Origin of the sequence: Parabacteroides sp. AF39-10AC, assembly GCF_003635405.1 — a bacterium.
In the GTDB taxonomy this organism is placed as follows: Bacteria; Bacteroidota; Bacteroidia; order Bacteroidales; family Tannerellaceae; genus Parabacteroides; species Parabacteroides distasonis.
Window position 1 is genome coordinate 1 of the sequence record NZ_QTLP01000048.1, and the last position, 15,338, is coordinate 15,338.

At 44.2% G+C, this 15,338-nt stretch carries 23 protein-coding genes and 1 pseudogene; 18 read left to right on the plus strand and 6 right to left on the minus strand.

Features of this window, described 5'->3' with window-relative positions:
• From DW033_RS23235 to DW033_RS23250, 4 genes are all read left to right on the plus strand, one after another.
• On the plus strand, positions 1–450 hold a 450-nt coding region (locus tag DW033_RS23235), incomplete at its 5' end, for a CpsD/CapB family tyrosine-protein kinase (protein ID WP_147423698.1).
• Positions 451–464: 14 nt separating this feature from the next.
• Positions 465–1,613: an MraY family glycosyltransferase gene (locus tag DW033_RS23240; RefSeq protein ID WP_122383211.1), complete on the plus strand. Its 1,149-nt coding sequence runs from the start codon at positions 465–467 to the stop codon at positions 1,611–1,613.
• 44 nt (positions 1,614–1,657) lie between these two features.
• Positions 1,658–1,951: a nucleotidyltransferase family protein gene (locus tag DW033_RS23245; RefSeq protein ID WP_044546759.1), complete on the plus strand. Its 294-nt coding sequence runs from the start codon at positions 1,658–1,660 to the stop codon at positions 1,949–1,951.
• Entirely contained in the window at positions 1,944–2,318 is a 375-nt protein-coding gene (locus tag DW033_RS23250; protein WP_044546756.1) for a DUF86 domain-containing protein, read from the plus strand. The genes DW033_RS23245 and DW033_RS23250 overlap by 8 nt, the downstream gene beginning before the upstream one ends.
• A gap of 1 nt (position 2,319) precedes the next feature.
• Here DW033_RS23250 and DW033_RS23255 read toward each other — a convergent pair whose 3' ends face one another.
• The 4 genes from DW033_RS23255 to DW033_RS23265 are packed head-to-tail and all read right to left on the minus strand — an operon-like array spanning position 2,320 to position 3,622.
• On the minus strand, positions 2,320–2,766 hold the full coding sequence (locus DW033_RS23255) for an N-acetylmuramoyl-L-alanine amidase (protein WP_057326612.1): 447 nt from the start codon (positions 2,764–2,766) through the stop codon (positions 2,320–2,322).
• Between the two features lie 12 nt (positions 2,767–2,778).
• Positions 2,779–2,874 carry a smalltalk protein gene (locus DW033_RS24560; RefSeq protein WP_005855736.1) on the minus strand — a complete coding sequence of 32 codons (96 nt, stop codon included), beginning with the start codon at positions 2,872–2,874 and terminating at the stop codon, positions 2,779–2,781.
• Positions 2,875–2,879: 5 nt separating this feature from the next.
• The gene (locus tag DW033_RS25415) at positions 2,880–3,125 is read right to left on the minus strand and encodes a hypothetical protein (protein WP_122383212.1); all 246 of its coding nucleotides are present in this window, start codon (positions 3,123–3,125) and stop codon (positions 2,880–2,882) included.
• Positions 3,125–3,622 (minus strand): HU family DNA-binding protein, encoded by a 498-nt coding sequence (locus tag DW033_RS23265; RefSeq protein ID WP_005855743.1) that lies wholly within the window; start codon positions 3,620–3,622, stop codon positions 3,125–3,127. The genes DW033_RS25415 and DW033_RS23265 overlap by 1 nt, the downstream gene beginning before the upstream one ends.
• 229 nt (positions 3,623–3,851) lie before the next feature.
• Here DW033_RS23265 and DW033_RS23270 point away from each other — a divergent pair, with 229 nt between their 5' ends.
• On the plus strand, positions 3,852–4,091 hold the full coding sequence (locus tag DW033_RS23270) for a DUF4248 domain-containing protein (RefSeq protein ID WP_005855745.1): 240 nt from the start codon (positions 3,852–3,854) through the stop codon (positions 4,089–4,091).
• Positions 4,092–4,224: 133 nt separating this feature from the next.
• Here the strand turns inward: DW033_RS23270 and DW033_RS23275 are convergent, their stop codons facing one another.
• Both DW033_RS23275 and DW033_RS23280 read right to left on the minus strand, forming a co-directional pair.
• Entirely contained in the window at positions 4,225–6,057 is a 1,833-nt protein-coding gene (locus DW033_RS23275) for a DUF3987 domain-containing protein (RefSeq protein ID WP_122383213.1), read from the minus strand.
• 55 nt (positions 6,058–6,112) lie between these two features.
• Positions 6,113–6,676: a BT4734/BF3469 family protein gene (locus tag DW033_RS23280; RefSeq protein ID WP_005855750.1), complete on the minus strand. Its 564-nt coding sequence runs from the start codon at positions 6,674–6,676 to the stop codon at positions 6,113–6,115.
• Positions 6,677–6,813: 137 nt separating this feature from the next.
• Between DW033_RS23280 and DW033_RS23285 the strand changes: the two genes are divergently transcribed.
• The 13 genes and pseudogenes from DW033_RS23285 to DW033_RS23345 form a co-directional block, all read left to right on the plus strand.
• Positions 6,814–7,242 carry a hypothetical protein gene (locus tag DW033_RS23285; RefSeq protein ID WP_005855752.1) on the plus strand — a complete coding sequence of 143 codons (429 nt, stop codon included), beginning with the start codon at positions 6,814–6,816 and terminating at the stop codon, positions 7,240–7,242.
• Between the two features lie 86 nt (positions 7,243–7,328).
• The gene (locus DW033_RS23290) at positions 7,329–7,583 is read left to right on the plus strand and encodes a hypothetical protein (RefSeq protein WP_005867958.1); all 255 of its coding nucleotides are present in this window, start codon (positions 7,329–7,331) and stop codon (positions 7,581–7,583) included.
• A 1-nt stretch (position 7,584) separates the two neighbouring features.
• Positions 7,585–7,986: a type II toxin-antitoxin system VapC family toxin gene (locus DW033_RS23295; protein ID WP_005867959.1), complete on the plus strand. Its 402-nt coding sequence runs from the start codon at positions 7,585–7,587 to the stop codon at positions 7,984–7,986.
• Positions 7,971–8,279 carry a transposase gene (locus tag DW033_RS25420; RefSeq protein WP_227793779.1) on the plus strand — a complete coding sequence of 103 codons (309 nt, stop codon included), beginning with the start codon at positions 7,971–7,973 and terminating at the stop codon, positions 8,277–8,279. The genes DW033_RS23295 and DW033_RS25420 overlap by 16 nt, the downstream gene beginning before the upstream one ends.
• Positions 8,251–8,502, plus strand: a complete 252-nt coding sequence (locus DW033_RS23305; protein ID WP_008778244.1) for a nucleotidyltransferase domain-containing protein — start codon at positions 8,251–8,253, stop codon at positions 8,500–8,502. The genes DW033_RS25420 and DW033_RS23305 overlap by 29 nt, the downstream gene beginning before the upstream one ends.
• Before the next feature lie 327 nt (positions 8,503–8,829).
• The gene (locus DW033_RS23310; RefSeq protein ID WP_008778245.1) at positions 8,830–10,368 is read left to right on the plus strand and encodes a lipopolysaccharide biosynthesis protein; all 1,539 of its coding nucleotides are present in this window, start codon (positions 8,830–8,832) and stop codon (positions 10,366–10,368) included.
• An 83-nt stretch (positions 10,369–10,451) separates the two neighbouring features.
• Complete coding sequence (locus DW033_RS23315; protein WP_005867964.1) at positions 10,452–11,228, plus strand: glycosyltransferase family 32 protein; 777 nt, start codon at positions 10,452–10,454, stop codon at positions 11,226–11,228.
• A 19-nt stretch (positions 11,229–11,247) separates the two neighbouring features.
• Entirely contained in the window at positions 11,248–12,447 is a 1,200-nt protein-coding gene (locus tag DW033_RS23320; protein ID WP_034530492.1) for an O-antigen ligase, read from the plus strand.
• Positions 12,448–12,465: 18 nt separating this feature from the next.
• A complete protein-coding gene (locus tag DW033_RS23325; protein WP_005867966.1) occupies positions 12,466–13,431 on the plus strand; it encodes a glycosyltransferase family 2 protein in 966 nt (321 codons plus the stop codon).
• Positions 13,432–13,438: 7 nt separating this feature from the next.
• Entirely contained in the window at positions 13,439–13,849 is a 411-nt protein-coding gene (locus tag DW033_RS23330; RefSeq protein WP_121960896.1) for a DUF1919 domain-containing protein, read from the plus strand.
• Positions 13,843–14,049: a DUF1919 domain-containing protein gene (locus DW033_RS25425; protein ID WP_008778249.1), complete on the plus strand. Its 207-nt coding sequence runs from the start codon at positions 13,843–13,845 to the stop codon at positions 14,047–14,049. The genes DW033_RS23330 and DW033_RS25425 overlap by 7 nt, the downstream gene beginning before the upstream one ends.
• Positions 14,050–14,056: 7 nt before the next feature.
• Entirely contained in the window at positions 14,057–14,935 is an 879-nt protein-coding gene (locus DW033_RS23340) for a glycosyltransferase (RefSeq protein ID WP_008778250.1), read from the plus strand.
• 101 nt (positions 14,936–15,036) lie between these two features.
• A pseudogene (locus tag DW033_RS23345) lies at positions 15,037–15,338 on the plus strand (UDP-N-acetyl-D-mannosamine dehydrogenase); the annotation flags it as partial.

Below are 15,338 nucleotides of genomic sequence, written 5' to 3' on the forward strand. Positions count from 1 at the left end.
TTCGACATGGTCCAGCGATCCGATATCAGCCCTAACCTCGATATCCTCCCGGGTGGTCCTATCCCCCCGAACCCGACTGAGCTGGTCGCCCGTGACGTGCTGGAGAGGGCTATCGCCCGGTTGAAGGAACGGTACGACTATGTCATCTTGGATACGGCCCCTATCGGCATGGTTACGGATACGGCGATCATCGGCCGTGTGGCTGACATGTGCGTGTACGTCTGCCGTGCGGACGTGACACCGAAGGCCGGTTTCAGCTACATCAACGTGTTACGGCGTGAGCGTAAGTTCCCGAAGCTCGCGACGGTCATCAACGGCCTTGATATGAGCAAGCGCAAGAACAGCTACGGCTACGGTTACGGCAAGAAATACGGCTACGGCAAGGGATACGGTTATGGCTACGGCTACGGCTATGGTTACGGTTTCGAGGCCGGTGACAAGAAGAAATAACTAATACGCAAATCATGCAAATAACATTACTACTACTGTCGGGCTTCCTTTTTTCCGTGCTGTTCGGGATGGTGATCATCCCGAGGATCTTGGTGATCTCCCACAAGAAACGGTTATATGATGTCCCGGATTCCCGTAAGGTACATACGACGCCGGTCCCCCGTCTGGGCGGCCTGTCGTTTTTTCCGGTGATCCTGATGTCCATGTTCCTTGTGATAGGCTTCCGCCTGTACTTTTGGGATATGGACTCATCGAGCCTGTCGTTCAACATGCTCTATGAGTATCTCTTTCTGTTCGTGGGCATGACGCTACTCTATCTAGTGGGTGTCTGCGACGATCTTGTGGGTGTTGGCTACCGTTACAAGTTCGCCGTCCAGATCGTGTCGGCATTATTATTGGTACTGTCCGGTAATTGGTTCGGTTCCTTGGGAGGCTTGTTCGGTGTATACTCGGTTCCCGCTTGGGTGGGAATCCCCGTCACGGTCTTTATCGTAGTGTATATCACGAACGCCATTAACTTGATAGACGGTATCGATGGCTTGGCCTCCGGTTTGTGCAGTATCGCCCTGTCGGTCTTGAGCGTGATCTTCTTTATCCGCATGCAGTATGTGTACGCCTTGTTGGCCATCTGTACGCTGGGAGTCCTCATGCCTTTTTGGTGTTACAACGTCTTTGGCAACGCAAACCGTGGCCATAAGCTCTTTATGGGTGATGCGGGTAGTCTTACGCTGGGTTACGTGATCGGTTTCCTGATCATCCATCTGTGCGTGTCGAACCAAGTCTCACCGGAGTTACCAAATCCCTATATGGTGATCGCTTTCTCCACGGTCTTGGTCCCTTTGCTCGATGTAATCCGTGTGGTGCTTCATCGCCTTCGTAATCATCGTCACCCGTTCTTGCCCGATAAGAATCATTTCCATCACAAGTTGCTTCGTACGGGTATGCGTGTACGGATGGTGATGGTGACGATTCTGTGCGTATCGATCTTCTTCATAACGTTGAACTTGCTGTTGGCCAAGCGTATGAATATTACATACCTCTTGTTCTTGAACCTCTTCCTGTGGTCTCTTCTCCATCTGTCAATCAACAGGCTTATCTCCGGAGAGAGAGGGAGGAAGCGTCCGGTAAGAAATTCTGACAGCTCTTTGCCTGTTTTCTTGTAAGGATGACAAATAAAGCTTATATTTGGCTCATTAAAGCATCGCTTATGAAGACAAAGACCGAATATATACGATTGCTGCGTCAGTATATGACGGAGAATGCCTCCAAATACGGTATTTCCCGTATGGGGATATTTGGCTCTGTTGCCCGTGGAGAGAACACGGAGCAGAGTGATATCGATGTTTACGTGGAGGGAAATCTCCATGGTTTCTTTGCGTTGTCTGGAATAAAGGCTGATTTAGAAGAGCTCTTGGGATGTCCAGTTGACATTGTCCGTCTGCGGGAAAGAATGGATACCTTTTTTAAGGATCGCATATTAAGTGAAGGAATCTATGTTTGAACGACTAATAGCTTATCATATACTCGAATTGCTGAAAAAATCGTTGGAGGAAATCATCCAGCGAAGCGAGAGGATACGGTTTGCGGATGACTTCCTCTCCTCGAATGAGGGAGTGATCTTGCTGGACAGCATTTGCATGAAATTATCGGCTGTCGGCGAGAGCGTAAAGAATTTGGATAAGATAACTAAGCGAGAGTTTCTCTCTAATTACCCTGAGATACCTTGGAAGAATGTGATGGGAGTCAGGGATGTTATCGTACATCATTACTTCGAGGTGGATGCGGAAGAAATTTTTCGTATCTGTAAAGAGGATGTTCCACCTCTTTTGGATACGATTAATAGGATGCTTCTCGATCTTCATCAGTAAATTATAGTTCCCTATACTCCTCCCTTGCGTCAAAGCAGGGGCAAGCCTTACGGATATAGGGGCTAAGTTGGTAATGTCCTAGGATGCGTGCCTCCGGGTAATCCCTTCGTAATTGCCGTAGCAGATCCATCAAGGTACAGCGCTGGGCGTAGGTCCGGGTATCGGCTGGACGGCCTTGTTCGTCCAGTCCTCCCTCGTAACATATACCGATACTTTTGTCGTTCCATCCGGCTGCGTGCGCCCCGATCTGGTTGACCGGTTGGCAACGATGTAGCTCCCCGTCCCGTGTGATATAGAAATGATAGCCGATATCGGCGAATCCCCGTGCCTTGTGCGATGAACGGAGCGCCTCCACAGGAAAATCCCTGTCATATCGTGTGGCCGAGCAATGAATTACAAGGAGTCTGACCTCCCTGTAATTCTGGTAGAAACAATAAGCCTTACCCATGATAATTGAAAATTAGAGAATACAGGATTGGATGCCAAGTGCCCCTGCGATGGCGGTAGCTACGGCGATGATCACTTTGATAATAGTACTCCATACGGACTTTTTCATGATAATTAATAATTAATAGTGAATAATGAATTGAATAATGATATCCCGGCTGATATAAGAGGAAAGCTTCGCTTTCCTTCGGACGGCCTCAGCGGACGGGCGTCAAGCGAAGAGACCGTAGCGAGCGTGAGGAGCATCCCTGTCTGAGCGAAGCGAGTTGGGATGCGACAGCGAGCGTAGGTCTCGAAGTAGCCCGTCAGCGTCAGCCTTGACCTTTTGGTTACTTTTGGGTCAAGCCAAAAGTGACACATTAGATCTCATCAGGCGACTCCGAATCCCCACCCCCAGCAGCCGGCTTCTTCGAGATATCCACGGTAGTCTCCCCAGCCTTCTCCGCACGGAGCACCGCTTGCTGAGCCTTGCGGGTAGCCACGGGCTGGAACTCCAGCCCGGCGAAGACATTCTTCAAGTCCTCGCCCGGTATATACTGGATACTAACCCCGGTGATGTTTGTAGATGTGAATTTCTCAAGACTCTCCGCACCCTCGTTGAGGATATGGAGCCGGAATTTACCCAGTTCGCCGAAATCCACCTGTTTCCCCTCTTGGAGGGCATCGAGCAGGTTCTCGACAGTGGAGATCAATACCGCCACCACATCCGCCCGGCTGACGGTGGTTTGCATGGATACCCGGCGGCTCAGCTGCTTGAGCGATAGCTCACCATTGATCTGTGCCGTGGCGTACGCTTTCGCCGGCTCGTCTTTCTTGATAGGGTTGGTCCGAAGGGACACGCTGTAATTTAAAGCCATAGATTTGATAATTAAAAATTGATAATTGAAAATTGAAAATGAAATCGATTTGTTTTCGATAACGAATGTACGACATTCGGTTTCCTCTGAAATGAATACCGCTGACAGCGGATGAATAAGGGAGATAAAAGAGGAGATATGCTGAAAAATAAACATCCGTATAGTTGTTCGTGTCGTATGTTTTAAGTATCTTTATACCAATAAGATAAATCTTAAAAATGCGAACGATATGCGAACAGGATACACACAAATCGACGAGTGGCCCGTGCGGCCTTATTCCAAGCGGGAGCTGGCCATGGCCTACGCCCCCGAGATCAGCCCCGTCTCGGCCCTGAATCGGCTGGCGGAATGGATGCGGTATAACGATCGGCTGACCCGGGAGCTTGGTGATACGGGCTACCGCCCGAGGCAACGGGTCTTCACCTCCCTGCAAGTGGAGCTGATCTTCCGTTACTTGGGTCGTCCTTGAGAGGAGACACCGCCACCCGTCGGTATAGGCGAGCGGCGATGCCGGTACTGGCATCAGACAACGCCAGTACTGGCGTAGGGCTGCGACGGTAGTGCTTACGGGCGATGACAGTAGTGGCATTTCCTTCATTCCTTCATTCCTTCGGGCGTCCCTCACGCACACACACGTGCGAGGAGAAAGCGTACTCGCCCCGTGCGGTCTTGATCAGTGTTCCCTTCTCCAGCATCCGTTTGAGGGAGGAGTCGAGTGTTTTCTCGGGTATGCCGTTCTTCGCTGCCTCCTCCACGGCCTGCCGACGGCAGAACATCATTGGGAGGGCATTGAATAAAGCCTGTTCAGGAGAGGTCTGGACAGGGATGGCCTCGGAGGTAGGCAGGAAGCCCAGCACGTAGCTCGAATGGCGGTAAAGAGGCTCTATGAGCGTGAGTACGGCTTGGAAATCCTCGTCGGTGACCCGCAGGTCCAGCTTGGGGACGATACCATCCTTGATATTCTCGATGGGGATCTCCGGGGCGGGGGAGAGACCGGGGGAATTGAAAATGGAAAATTGAGAATTGAAAATTTTTTGTTGGGGAGGGAGGAATTTCTCCAAGGCTCTTAACAGGGCTACTATGCTCAGGATCCGGCAGGTATTGATGGCGATACGGGCCACGGCGCTTCGCATGGAACCTCCATAGGCGTAACCGGCGTGGGAGAATAACTGGGCGAACCGTTGGTTAAACAGCTCTTTCTGTTTCTCGGATAGCCTTAGCTGGATCGTTTGGACCGATCCGTTGATCAGGTCCAGTACCTGTTTCCATTGTGTTCCCCATGTGGCGAAGCGTAGGCCGTAATCCTCGCTTTCCGAATCGAATTGGTCCATCCACTCATCGATAGGTGGCATGAAATAGAATAACTGGCGAGAGAACAGGCCGTTCTCCGCCGAGGGGATCAGCGGCTTTACTTGCGCCGGGGTTCCACTTAGCAATACGCTGAGATAAGACTCATCGCATTCCCGGTACTCATGATTGGTACGCCGGTTGAAGGCCAGTCGCTCATGGTCGTGGCATTTACGCAAGGTATCGCTCCAATGGCCGTGATCCGCTCCGATGGCGGTACTCACGGTATCAGCCTCGGTCTCGCAGATCAGCCCCACGCCGTCGGCCTCTATGAGGTTCTCTAAGATACCGGTACCCGAGTTATCGCCGGCTATGAGGAACATCTTGAGGGGCGGTTGTTCCGGCTCGGGCGTCTCGGAGCGTTTCTTGCCGAGTGAGTCCCATCGGTTCTTTTCCTCCCGATAATTCTTTAGGCTGTCTTTGTAGCGGGCCATCATCTCCTCGTGAATAGGTTCAGCTAGGCGCCTGACCCATGTCAAGGCTCCTTTTCCGGAGGCGGGAGGCGCTACGATGAAGGTTTGTAGGCATGGGTACATGTATTTTTGTCCGTATAACACCCGTACCCGCTTGTTCAAGGTGCCCCCGAGTACGGTGAATACTCCCAGCAGGAGTATGTCACGCTGGGCGATGGAGTTCCCGCAATCGATCATCTGCTTGATGAACGGGGGCCACGGATAATCCGGGAAAGCGGGTGGCAAGTCCTCACGTGCGTACGTATGTGCGTGTGTGGGTGTGAGAGGGGCTTGAAGGTTTGAAGGATTCTTGTTCTCCCTCGGGTATTGGCGGAAGGTGTCGGCCAGTTGCTTGTCCGTTTTTACGCCGGCAATCTCGGCCCAGTGGAAGACGGAGCCTAATCCGTTGTGCCCGTTGCCCGCTTTGAGGGCGTGGTCGTATAGCTTGTCCGCTTCTTCGTAGACGTATTTCTCGGACAGGCGGCAGATGCGATGAAAGAACGTCCTTCCCGCTTCCCCGCAATCGTTGGCGGTGGCGAAGGCGATCGGCATATACTCTTGGTAAGTGGGAGCGATGTTCGCCCCTTGGTGTTCGATGGCGGCGACAAGCCGCTCTAAATCTGATAATGGGTTCATTTGATTTATAAGTTATAATTTATGATTTAAACTGTCAACTGTCATTTGTCAACTATCAACTCTCCCGCAGCTTAGCGGAGGGATCATGGCAGAGGAAACACGCCCGTGAGAGATCGGCGTTTGAGGCATCCGCGTTCAATCCGTATTTCCATTTCAGGTATTCCCATGCCGATAGCCGTGCCTTATCAAAAGATTCCTCTATGGAAGCCTTGGGTGAGAGCCGGTAGGGGACGAGCAGTTTCACGCCTGTGGTGCTTGGGCTGACGAAAGCTAGGTCCGGTCTCAGTTTATTATCGGCGAACAAGGTGTCTCGCCAGTGGAGGGTTTCCTCCGGCGAGGGGAGATGGTCGATATCGATGACAAACTCTCCGGAAAGGAATAACAGGCGGTCTTCCTTGCGATAGGAGAAGACCCCGGCCGGTGTGACGTATGGCAGTAAGTTTTGCTTCAGTTTGCGGAACCGTTTCTCGTCGCTCAAAGCGTCCTGTACGCTGAGCGTTCGTTCTTTCAACCATTCGTTGGAGGTGATATAGGTATGCAACTGTTTGACACTGGTCACGCCGCTCGGCACTTGATTGGAGATGGGGGCGTTGAAAAAGGACATGATACATTCTTTCATTAGCTCGTTTGATTTAAAGTTTAGGCTGGTAAAGGAAAGGTAAAAGAGTGAGAAAAAACGGTCCGGTAAGTTATTTGCACCTATCGGTAAGTTATTTGCGCATAAAAGTAATTCGGTGACAGGAAAAAGAAGAAGATATGAGTGAAGAGAAAGCGAGCCCGTGTGTGCTGCACATCCATGGCGAGAACATACAGGTGCTGCCCAACGCCATGTTTGCCATTCAATATATTTGCTTGGACCCGGGAGAAAAGCCGGAGGTCGTTTCGGAAAAGGACGTGAGGCCGGATCCGGAGCCGTGTGATTTATTAGCCTCCTATATCCAAGACGAGGAGGTGCGTCACGACTTCGTAAAGCGAATCGCCCAATGCCCGGATGTGGCCACCCTCTGCCAAACGGTGCTGACCGACCTTTTCAACGAGGTCTTTTGCGACTGCGTGGAACCGGCCAAACTTATCAAGAGCAAGGAATTCATCAACGCCATCATCCCCCTGCTCCCCTTCAAGCAAGGCAAGAGCTTGCGCAATATCCGGCGGGCGATCGTGAAGTATGTGCTGGGGGAGGGGTAGAGGGACTGCATATTTTGATATTTAGAGGAGAAATGTTTGCGATAAAGGAGAAAATGGATATATTTGCCTAATAAAGAAAATGAGTTATGAATGCGACGATCGTTCCTGAAATGAATATTCCGAATATGGATACTTATTGGAGTATCCTTAAAAACTTGAGTTCGGATATGAAGTTAGAGCTAATATCCCGGCTTTCTAAATCATTGTTAAGCAAGGATCAGTCCATAGATGATAATTGGGCCTCGCAATTTGCCGGGGAGTGGAAAGATTCCCGTTCCGCTGAGTCGATCATAGAGGATATCCGAAATTCACGAACCTCAAATCGTGAAATAGAACTGTGATATGAAGAAATACCTTTTGGATACGAGTATTTGTGTTTTTCTGTTCCGTCGTAAATATGGAATAGCGGAAAAACTCCAAAAGGTTGGGGCATTGCAATGTTATGTGTCGGAGGTCACCATCGCAGAATTGAAATATGGCGCATATAAAAGTGATCGTATCAAAGAGAACCTTGATTTGATAGATCGATTTATTAGGTTGATAAACATTGTACCTTTTACAGACTCCATCGAGTTCTACGCTCAAGAAAAGAATCGCCTTCGTTCGTTGGGTGTATCCATAGAGGATTTTGATTTGCTCATAGGTTCAGCAGCCTGTAGCGGCAACTTGATCCTAGTTACAGATAATGTAAAGCATTTTGCGAATATAAAGGGATTGGCTATTGAGAATTGGGTAAAGCGATAGTCTTCATTAAGCAGACTGGAACTCATAAGATGCACAATAATGCCATCGAACGAATGTTCCGACACATAGCCATTGGTCGCCGTAACTGGTTGCACAGTGGCAGCCATTTTGCCGCATCGAATATAGGGTTTATGTATTCACTCCTTGAAAGCTGCAAACTTACCTTTGTACCAAGTGAAAAAATAAATGTCATAGAGTTTATGAGAACGGACGTGTTAAATCGAATAAAAGAGACCTTGCGTAAGGTTGTACCGGCTGGAGGACATGCTTTTTTTGTATGGCTCGCAGGCTAGGGACGAGGCACGTCCAGATTCGGATTGGGATATATTGATCTTGTTGGACAAGCTAAAAATCGAGGTGGAGGATTATGACAATGTATCTTATCCGTTAGTGGAACTAGGTTGGTCGTTAAACGAGTGCGTCAGCCCGGTGCTTTACACCTTGAAAGATTGGATGAGATACCATTTCTCCCCCTTTGTACACAACGTAAAAGACGAGGGGATACGATTGCTATGAGTTTGAGTGCGGAAGATATAACAGCGGATCAAGGCGCAAACCCATAACGGGGTAGTCGGTCAATTAGGATTGAATTATGTCTCTAAAGGCCTATTGACAAAAGATGAAGGTCGATTATATTCCCGTTTGTTACAACATCGTATTACCGGAGATTATAATGATTTAATAATATTGTAAATTCGTACTTTACTATTTGTATTATGCTGAGTGATTTATCTCGGTAACTTATCTCTATAAATATAGTTTAAACTCATTTTAAATTTAGACACTTGATTTTCGTCTTGCTGGTTTGTCGGCGGGATGGAAGTGTTTTGTGTACTTATCTTTATGTCTGCTACATCAGAGAATAATAAGCGGATAGCGAAGAATATGCTGTTCCTCTATATGCGCATGCTCCTAATCATGGGGGTGACGCTGTACACCAGTCGGGTCGTGCTACAGGTATTGGGGGTAGAGGACTTCGGTATTTATAATGTGGTGGGGGGAGTAGTCTCGATCATGGCTTTTTTTATCTCCAGTTTGTCCAATGTCTCTCAGCGTTATATGAATATAGGATTAGGAAAGCAAGATATTCGAGAGGTGGAATATGCTTTTCGACAGAGTTTTACTCTAATGTGCCTGTTGTCTGCTATATTATTACTGTTAGGTGAGACATTGGGATTATGGTTTGTTTACAATAAACTGGTAATACCACCGGATCGGACGGTAGCGGCGCTTTGGGTATATCAGTTCTCGTTGATCTCCGTCCTTTCTGCTATCAATCAAGTTCCGTTGATGGGATCGATCGTGGCGCACGAGCGAATGAATATGTATGCGTATTTAGGTTTGTTTGAGGCTTGCGCTCGATTGCTAATAGTGTATTTCTTGAAGGTTTTCGGAACATTTGATTCTTTGATTCTTTATGGAATGTTGACAGCGTTAGTTTCCTTTATCACTTGGTTGCTTTATGCGATTTACTGTATCAGAGTTTTCTCCGAATGTAAATTACGTTTTTATTGGGATCATTCTTTAGTGAAAGATATGTCACGATTTATTGGCCAAAATTTATTTGGATGTTTCGCTTGGTCAGCAGGTATCCAAGGAACTAATATTCTTTTGAACTTGTTTTTTGGCCCTGCGATTAATGCGGCACGAGCCATATCTGTACAGGTGAGTGCAGTGGTAACACGTTTTACCGAGAATATCATGACAGCGGTTAAGCCTCAGATCATAAAGTCGTATGCGTCAGGCGATCGAGAATATATGATAGTTCTTATTGTGAAAAGTTCAAAATATGCTTATTTCTTAGCGGCTCTATTTGCGATTCCGGTAATGATGGAGATAGAGTTCTTATTGAAGGTATGGCTGGGGCAGGTGCCGGAACATACGGTTGCCTTTACTCGTTTGGTCTTGTGTGAATCGTTAATAGGAGTTTTCATACCGCCCCTTTGGATAGCGGCGAATGCCACGGGACGAATCAAGAACAATCAGGTGTACGGGCGAATGTTTACGTTGGCTATTTTGCCTATTAGTTATTTGCTTTTGAAAGTACAGCAGGATCCGATGATACCTTTTTTTGTGGCGGTCGTCGCAAATATAGGTTATTGGCTCTATTGTCTATATGATATACATGTTCAGATACGATTGGATATAAGATATTATTTGAAAGAGGTGGTTATGCCTGGACTGTTCCTGTCCTTGATTTTATGTTCTGTAGGATTAATTCAAAGTTTGATGATTCCGGAAGATACTTTCTCTCGCTTTTTATTAGTGTTCGCAAGCATGTTGATCGTGGGCGTATGTGTCGTTTATAGACTTTTGAGTGAAGGAGAGCGGGTCGTATTACAAGGATATATTCAAAGGGTATGTACCAAATTAAAAAAATAGTATAGCGATTGGAATAATAGCAGTTGCTTAGATACCAGCTTACGTTTTTGTTTATGAAATTGTAACTAATATTTCAAGTAAATATGATACCAAAGAAAATTCATTATTGTTGGTTCGGGGGCAATCCGTTGCCTCCTTTGGCAGTGAAGTGCATAGAATCGTGGAAGAAATATCTTCCGGACTATGAGATAAAGGAGTGGAACGAGAGTAATTTCGATCTGAATTATAACGACTATGTCCGTGAAGCGTATGAGGCTAAGAAATGGGCGTTCATAACGGATGTGGTTCGCTTGTACGCCATGGTGACGGAAGGTGGTATCTATATGGATACGGATGTAGAGGTATTGAAGCCGTTAGATGAGCTGTTACAATATGATGCGGTGTCGGGATTCGAGTCTTCGTCTCGAATCCCGACAGGCTTGATGGCCTGTCGGGAGGGGCAGCCCCTCTTTGAGGAGCTGCTCCATGAGTATGACGTTTTACATTTCAAGCGTCCTGACGGTAGTTTAGATGTGACAACAAATGTAACCCGTATTACGAACGCTTGCCTGAAATATGGTTTTGTTCCTAATAATACGAAACAGACTGTCAATGGATTCACGTTACTTCCCCAAGATTATTTGTGTCCAAAATCGTATGTGGATGGTAAGATTTATTTAACGGAGAACAGTATGACGATCCATCATTTCGCGGGGAGTTGGGTGAGCGATGTGGATCGGTATGCGCAGGAATTAGGTAAAAAACTTATTTTTTTGCCTAAAGGTATTCGTGGATATGTGACTAAATTTTTGTCAATCATAAAATATAAAGGGATTAAAGATATGTTTTGTGAAATGTGGAGATGGATGAAAAGAAGATGACCTAGCTATAAAAACAAAAATGAAAGCGTTCTTTATAATATTCTTGTATTTTTTATTTGATAGGGAAACTTATTATATCCTTCATTCTGATACATTGTCTTTAATATATGTTTCACTTTCAAAGTTTTTTGCTGTTTTTGTAATATTGATGGCTCTTATTAAGCAATTTAATAAGAATACATTAAAAGTTATGGGGTGTATATGTCTTGTCTTTTTTAGTATGTTGATTTCTACTGTTATTAAAGATGGAGATGTGCGTCGTGCTATAATGATTATGTACCCGGTTTTGGCTATGGGAGGATTGATGTTGTGGCAATGTTCTACATTTAATCGAACAAAATTATTTGTTCGATATATCGCTTGTTTTTATTTTGTTTTAATGGCGATTAATTTCTTTTTTTTGCTTGTGTCTCCTTCTTTTTTTGTTAATGATTCGATGTCTGGGGAGTCTTATTTTCTAGGAATTGAGAATCAGGTGGGGTATCCAATGATGAAAGGCCTTTGTTTTGTGCTTATTGATAGCTATTTCCGAGGGGAAAAAAGGCTTTTGTGCGTTTATATAATAATGCATGTTTCTACTATATTGATTATATTTTCAGGTAGCAATGTTGTTGGTTTAGTTTGCATGCTTCTTTTTTTGATTCCAAATGTGATTCAGCGTAAAATAGCTTCTTTGTCATTGAATACTTTATTGCTCGTGTTTGTGTCTTTATTTGTGTTTGTTATATTGTTTGGAAATTTGATGATCATCCTTGAATCTCCTTTAGTTTCATATGTGATAGAAGATTTGTTAGGTAAGAATTTAACACTTACAAATAGAACCCTAATTTGGGGTATGGTGGTAGATGGATTTTTAAATTCTCCTATTATAGGAAACGGTGTTAGAGAAACTACGAGTTTATTCTATATATCTGAGCAATATACGAAAGGTTATATGAGTGCTCATAATCAAATATTGCAATCTTTATATGAGACAGGGATTCTGTTTTTTGTATCTCTTGTTCCTCTTTTTAATGAATTGAATAAATCTTTAAAAAGCAGTGTTCCGTTTTTTTCTTTAATAGTAAAAGGTTCTATTTTTTCTTTTTTAGTAATGTATATGGCAGAAGCTCCAGGTATGGATAAAATACTGAATCTTGTTGTTTTTGGTTTATTAGTCTCAAAAATGAACAATACTGTTACTTGTAAGGGTAATATGTATGTTCGTTGTGAAAAGTGATTTTTTAATGTGTCTATTATGGATTTAATATCAATCATTGTCCCTGTTTACAACGTGGAGCAATATTTGCGAGACTGTATTGAAAGTATTATCAATCAAAGTTATCGAAATTTGCAAATTATCTTAGTAGATGATGGTAGTTTGGATGATTGTCCGAGGATTTGTGATGAGTATGCCTGTAAGGATCATCGCATAGAGGTTATTCATAAAGAAAATGGAGGTCTTTCTGACGCTCGTAATGTGGGGGTCGATCAAGCTTGCGGAAAATATATATCTTTTGTTGATAGTGATGATAGGATAGCTGAAGATATGATTGAGAGCCTTTATGATAGAATTGTAGGGGTGAAAGCGGATATGTCTGTTTGTCAGAGATTTTTAATTGGAGAGAGTGGAGATATTAAGGATGATGATAAAGCTCTTTTTGAGGATTATGTAGTATATGGAAATAAAGAATGTGTGCATGATTTTATGTCTTCAAAAGGAATTGATACGGTGGCTTGGGGGAAATTATATCGTACGGAATTGTTTCAAGATATCCGTTATCCAAAAGGAAAATATCATGAGGATGTATTTATTACTTATCGTTTGGTGGCTAAGTCTAATGTGATAGCGGTTAGTGGTGAGAAAAAATATTGTTATAGGATACGTAATGCCAGTATAACACAATCTTCCTTCTCCTCAAAACATTTGGATGCGGTGATAGGTAAATGTGAAATAGCAAACTTTATGGAGGTTAATTATCCGAGTGAATTGGTTTACGCTCAAGCTGGAATTGTGTATGCGGCCAATCAATGTGTTTGGAGAATGGGTATTTCTCATTGTTTTAATAAACAATACATGAATTTTTTGCAATCGAAATATCGTTCTTTTGAAACACCCTTCTTGCGCTATGGAAAAAACAGATTTTTCTCGAAAATATTTTCCATATGTGCTTTTATTAGTGTGAATATGGTAGTGAAATCTATATCAATCATCAAAAATTAGAATAGGTATGTTGGGAAAAGTGAAAGTTATCTTACAAGAGCGTATCAATCGTAAAAATAGAAGCAAATTAACTAATTTATCACCTTCATTGGTCTGTAGTAATTGTACAGGTGGCTTTTTATATCATTGGTTGGGTTTACGTTTCTATTCACCGTTCATTAATTTGTATATGACCAATGAGGATTTTTTGACAGCCTTGGAAAATTGGGATTTGTTTATTCATTCAGAGATCAAAGAAGTTAAAAATAGTGGTTTTGATTATCCGGTAGGAGAAGGACTATTAGGTGTAAAAATCCACTTTGTTCATTATAAAGCATTTGCAGATTCACTTGCTAAGTGGAAAGAAAGATGTGAACGTTTGAATGCTGACAATATGGCGGTTATGCTGACAAATTGGGGGGTGATGTCTCTGTGCTAGAGCGTTTTGATAAACTTCCGTTTAAAAATAAAGTAGCGTTTGTTGATAAAATTTATCCTCAGTTTAAATCTACTTGTTATTTGAGTGGGTTTTCGAAGGTGAAAGGCGTGAAAAATATTTATGCTACGCAATATCTCGATGGACGGAGATATATTGATCAATTTGATTATGTTTCTTTTATTAATCAATTAAACAAGTAAATGAAATATGCATAAACTTAAAATATTACTTGCCGCGATTTGTGGTGAGCTACTTAAACTGTACTATAAGGTAGGGTTAGGTACAATCCCATATGGAATCAATCAGGAGAAGGTGCGTAAAGAAAAGGTAATAGTTTCTCTTACCAGTTATGGACGAAGGGTGGGAGAGATACTCCCGTTTACGGTTATTTCATTGCTTCGTCAAACTTATAAACCAGACTTGGTATTGTTATGGTTGGATGATGAACATTGGAATGATGGTAATTTGCCTTTTATTTTGAAGCGTTTGAAAAAGAAAGGGCTTACTATCCGCTATTGTAAGGATATTAAATCTTATAAGAAGTTGATACCCACGTTAGAGGTGTATCCGGATGATTTGATTATTACTTGCGATGATGATTTCTTTTATCGGCGGAATATGGTTGAACGTTTAGTTGCTGAATATCATAAAGATCCCTCTCATGTTTACACGTATCGAGCTCATCGGGTATCATTTAATAATGATGGAATTTTGAGACCTTATAATGATTGGGAGATGGAAATTTCCGGGGTCGGCGGCCGTTTTGTGTTTCCAACGGGGTGCGGTGGTTGTTTATACAAACGCTCCTTGTTGCATAAGGATATTTGTAGGGAGGACCTGTTCATGCGTTTGGCTCCAAAGGCCGATGATGTGTGGTTTTATTTCATGGAAGTTTTGCATGGAACGGAGTGTGTAGTGTTACCGGATAAAGGATATGTCTATATTCCGTTGGACGTTTTTTATCAGTATATTCATAAAGAAGCAAGCCTGTCGGCTACGAATTGCAAGGAGTCTCAGAATGATCCTCAAATTCGAGCGGTGATGGATTACTATCATTTGATGGGTTCAGATTTAATAGGGTGCTGATTTTATTTCATGAAGAAACTTTCTTATACAATAGGTTGATCGTTGTTGGACCATTCTTGATCTGCCTAATATCTTACTTAAAAAAATAATACATAATTCTTATGAAAGCATGTTTCATGGGTTTGGGCTATATTGGCCTGCCCACGGCTATTATTGCCGCAAAGCACGGGGTGGAGATCGCCGGCGTGGATATTAACGCTCAGGTGGTGGAGGTTACCAACCGAGGAAAATTGCATATCATCGAGCCGGGTATGGAGGAGATGTTGCGGGAGGTACTGGCCTCCGGACATTTCAAGGCGTACACCGAGCCTCGGGTGAGCGACGCTTATTTCATGGTGGTACCCACTCCTTTCAAGGGGGATCATGAGCCGGACGTATCGTTCGTGGAGTCGGCTACCCGTAT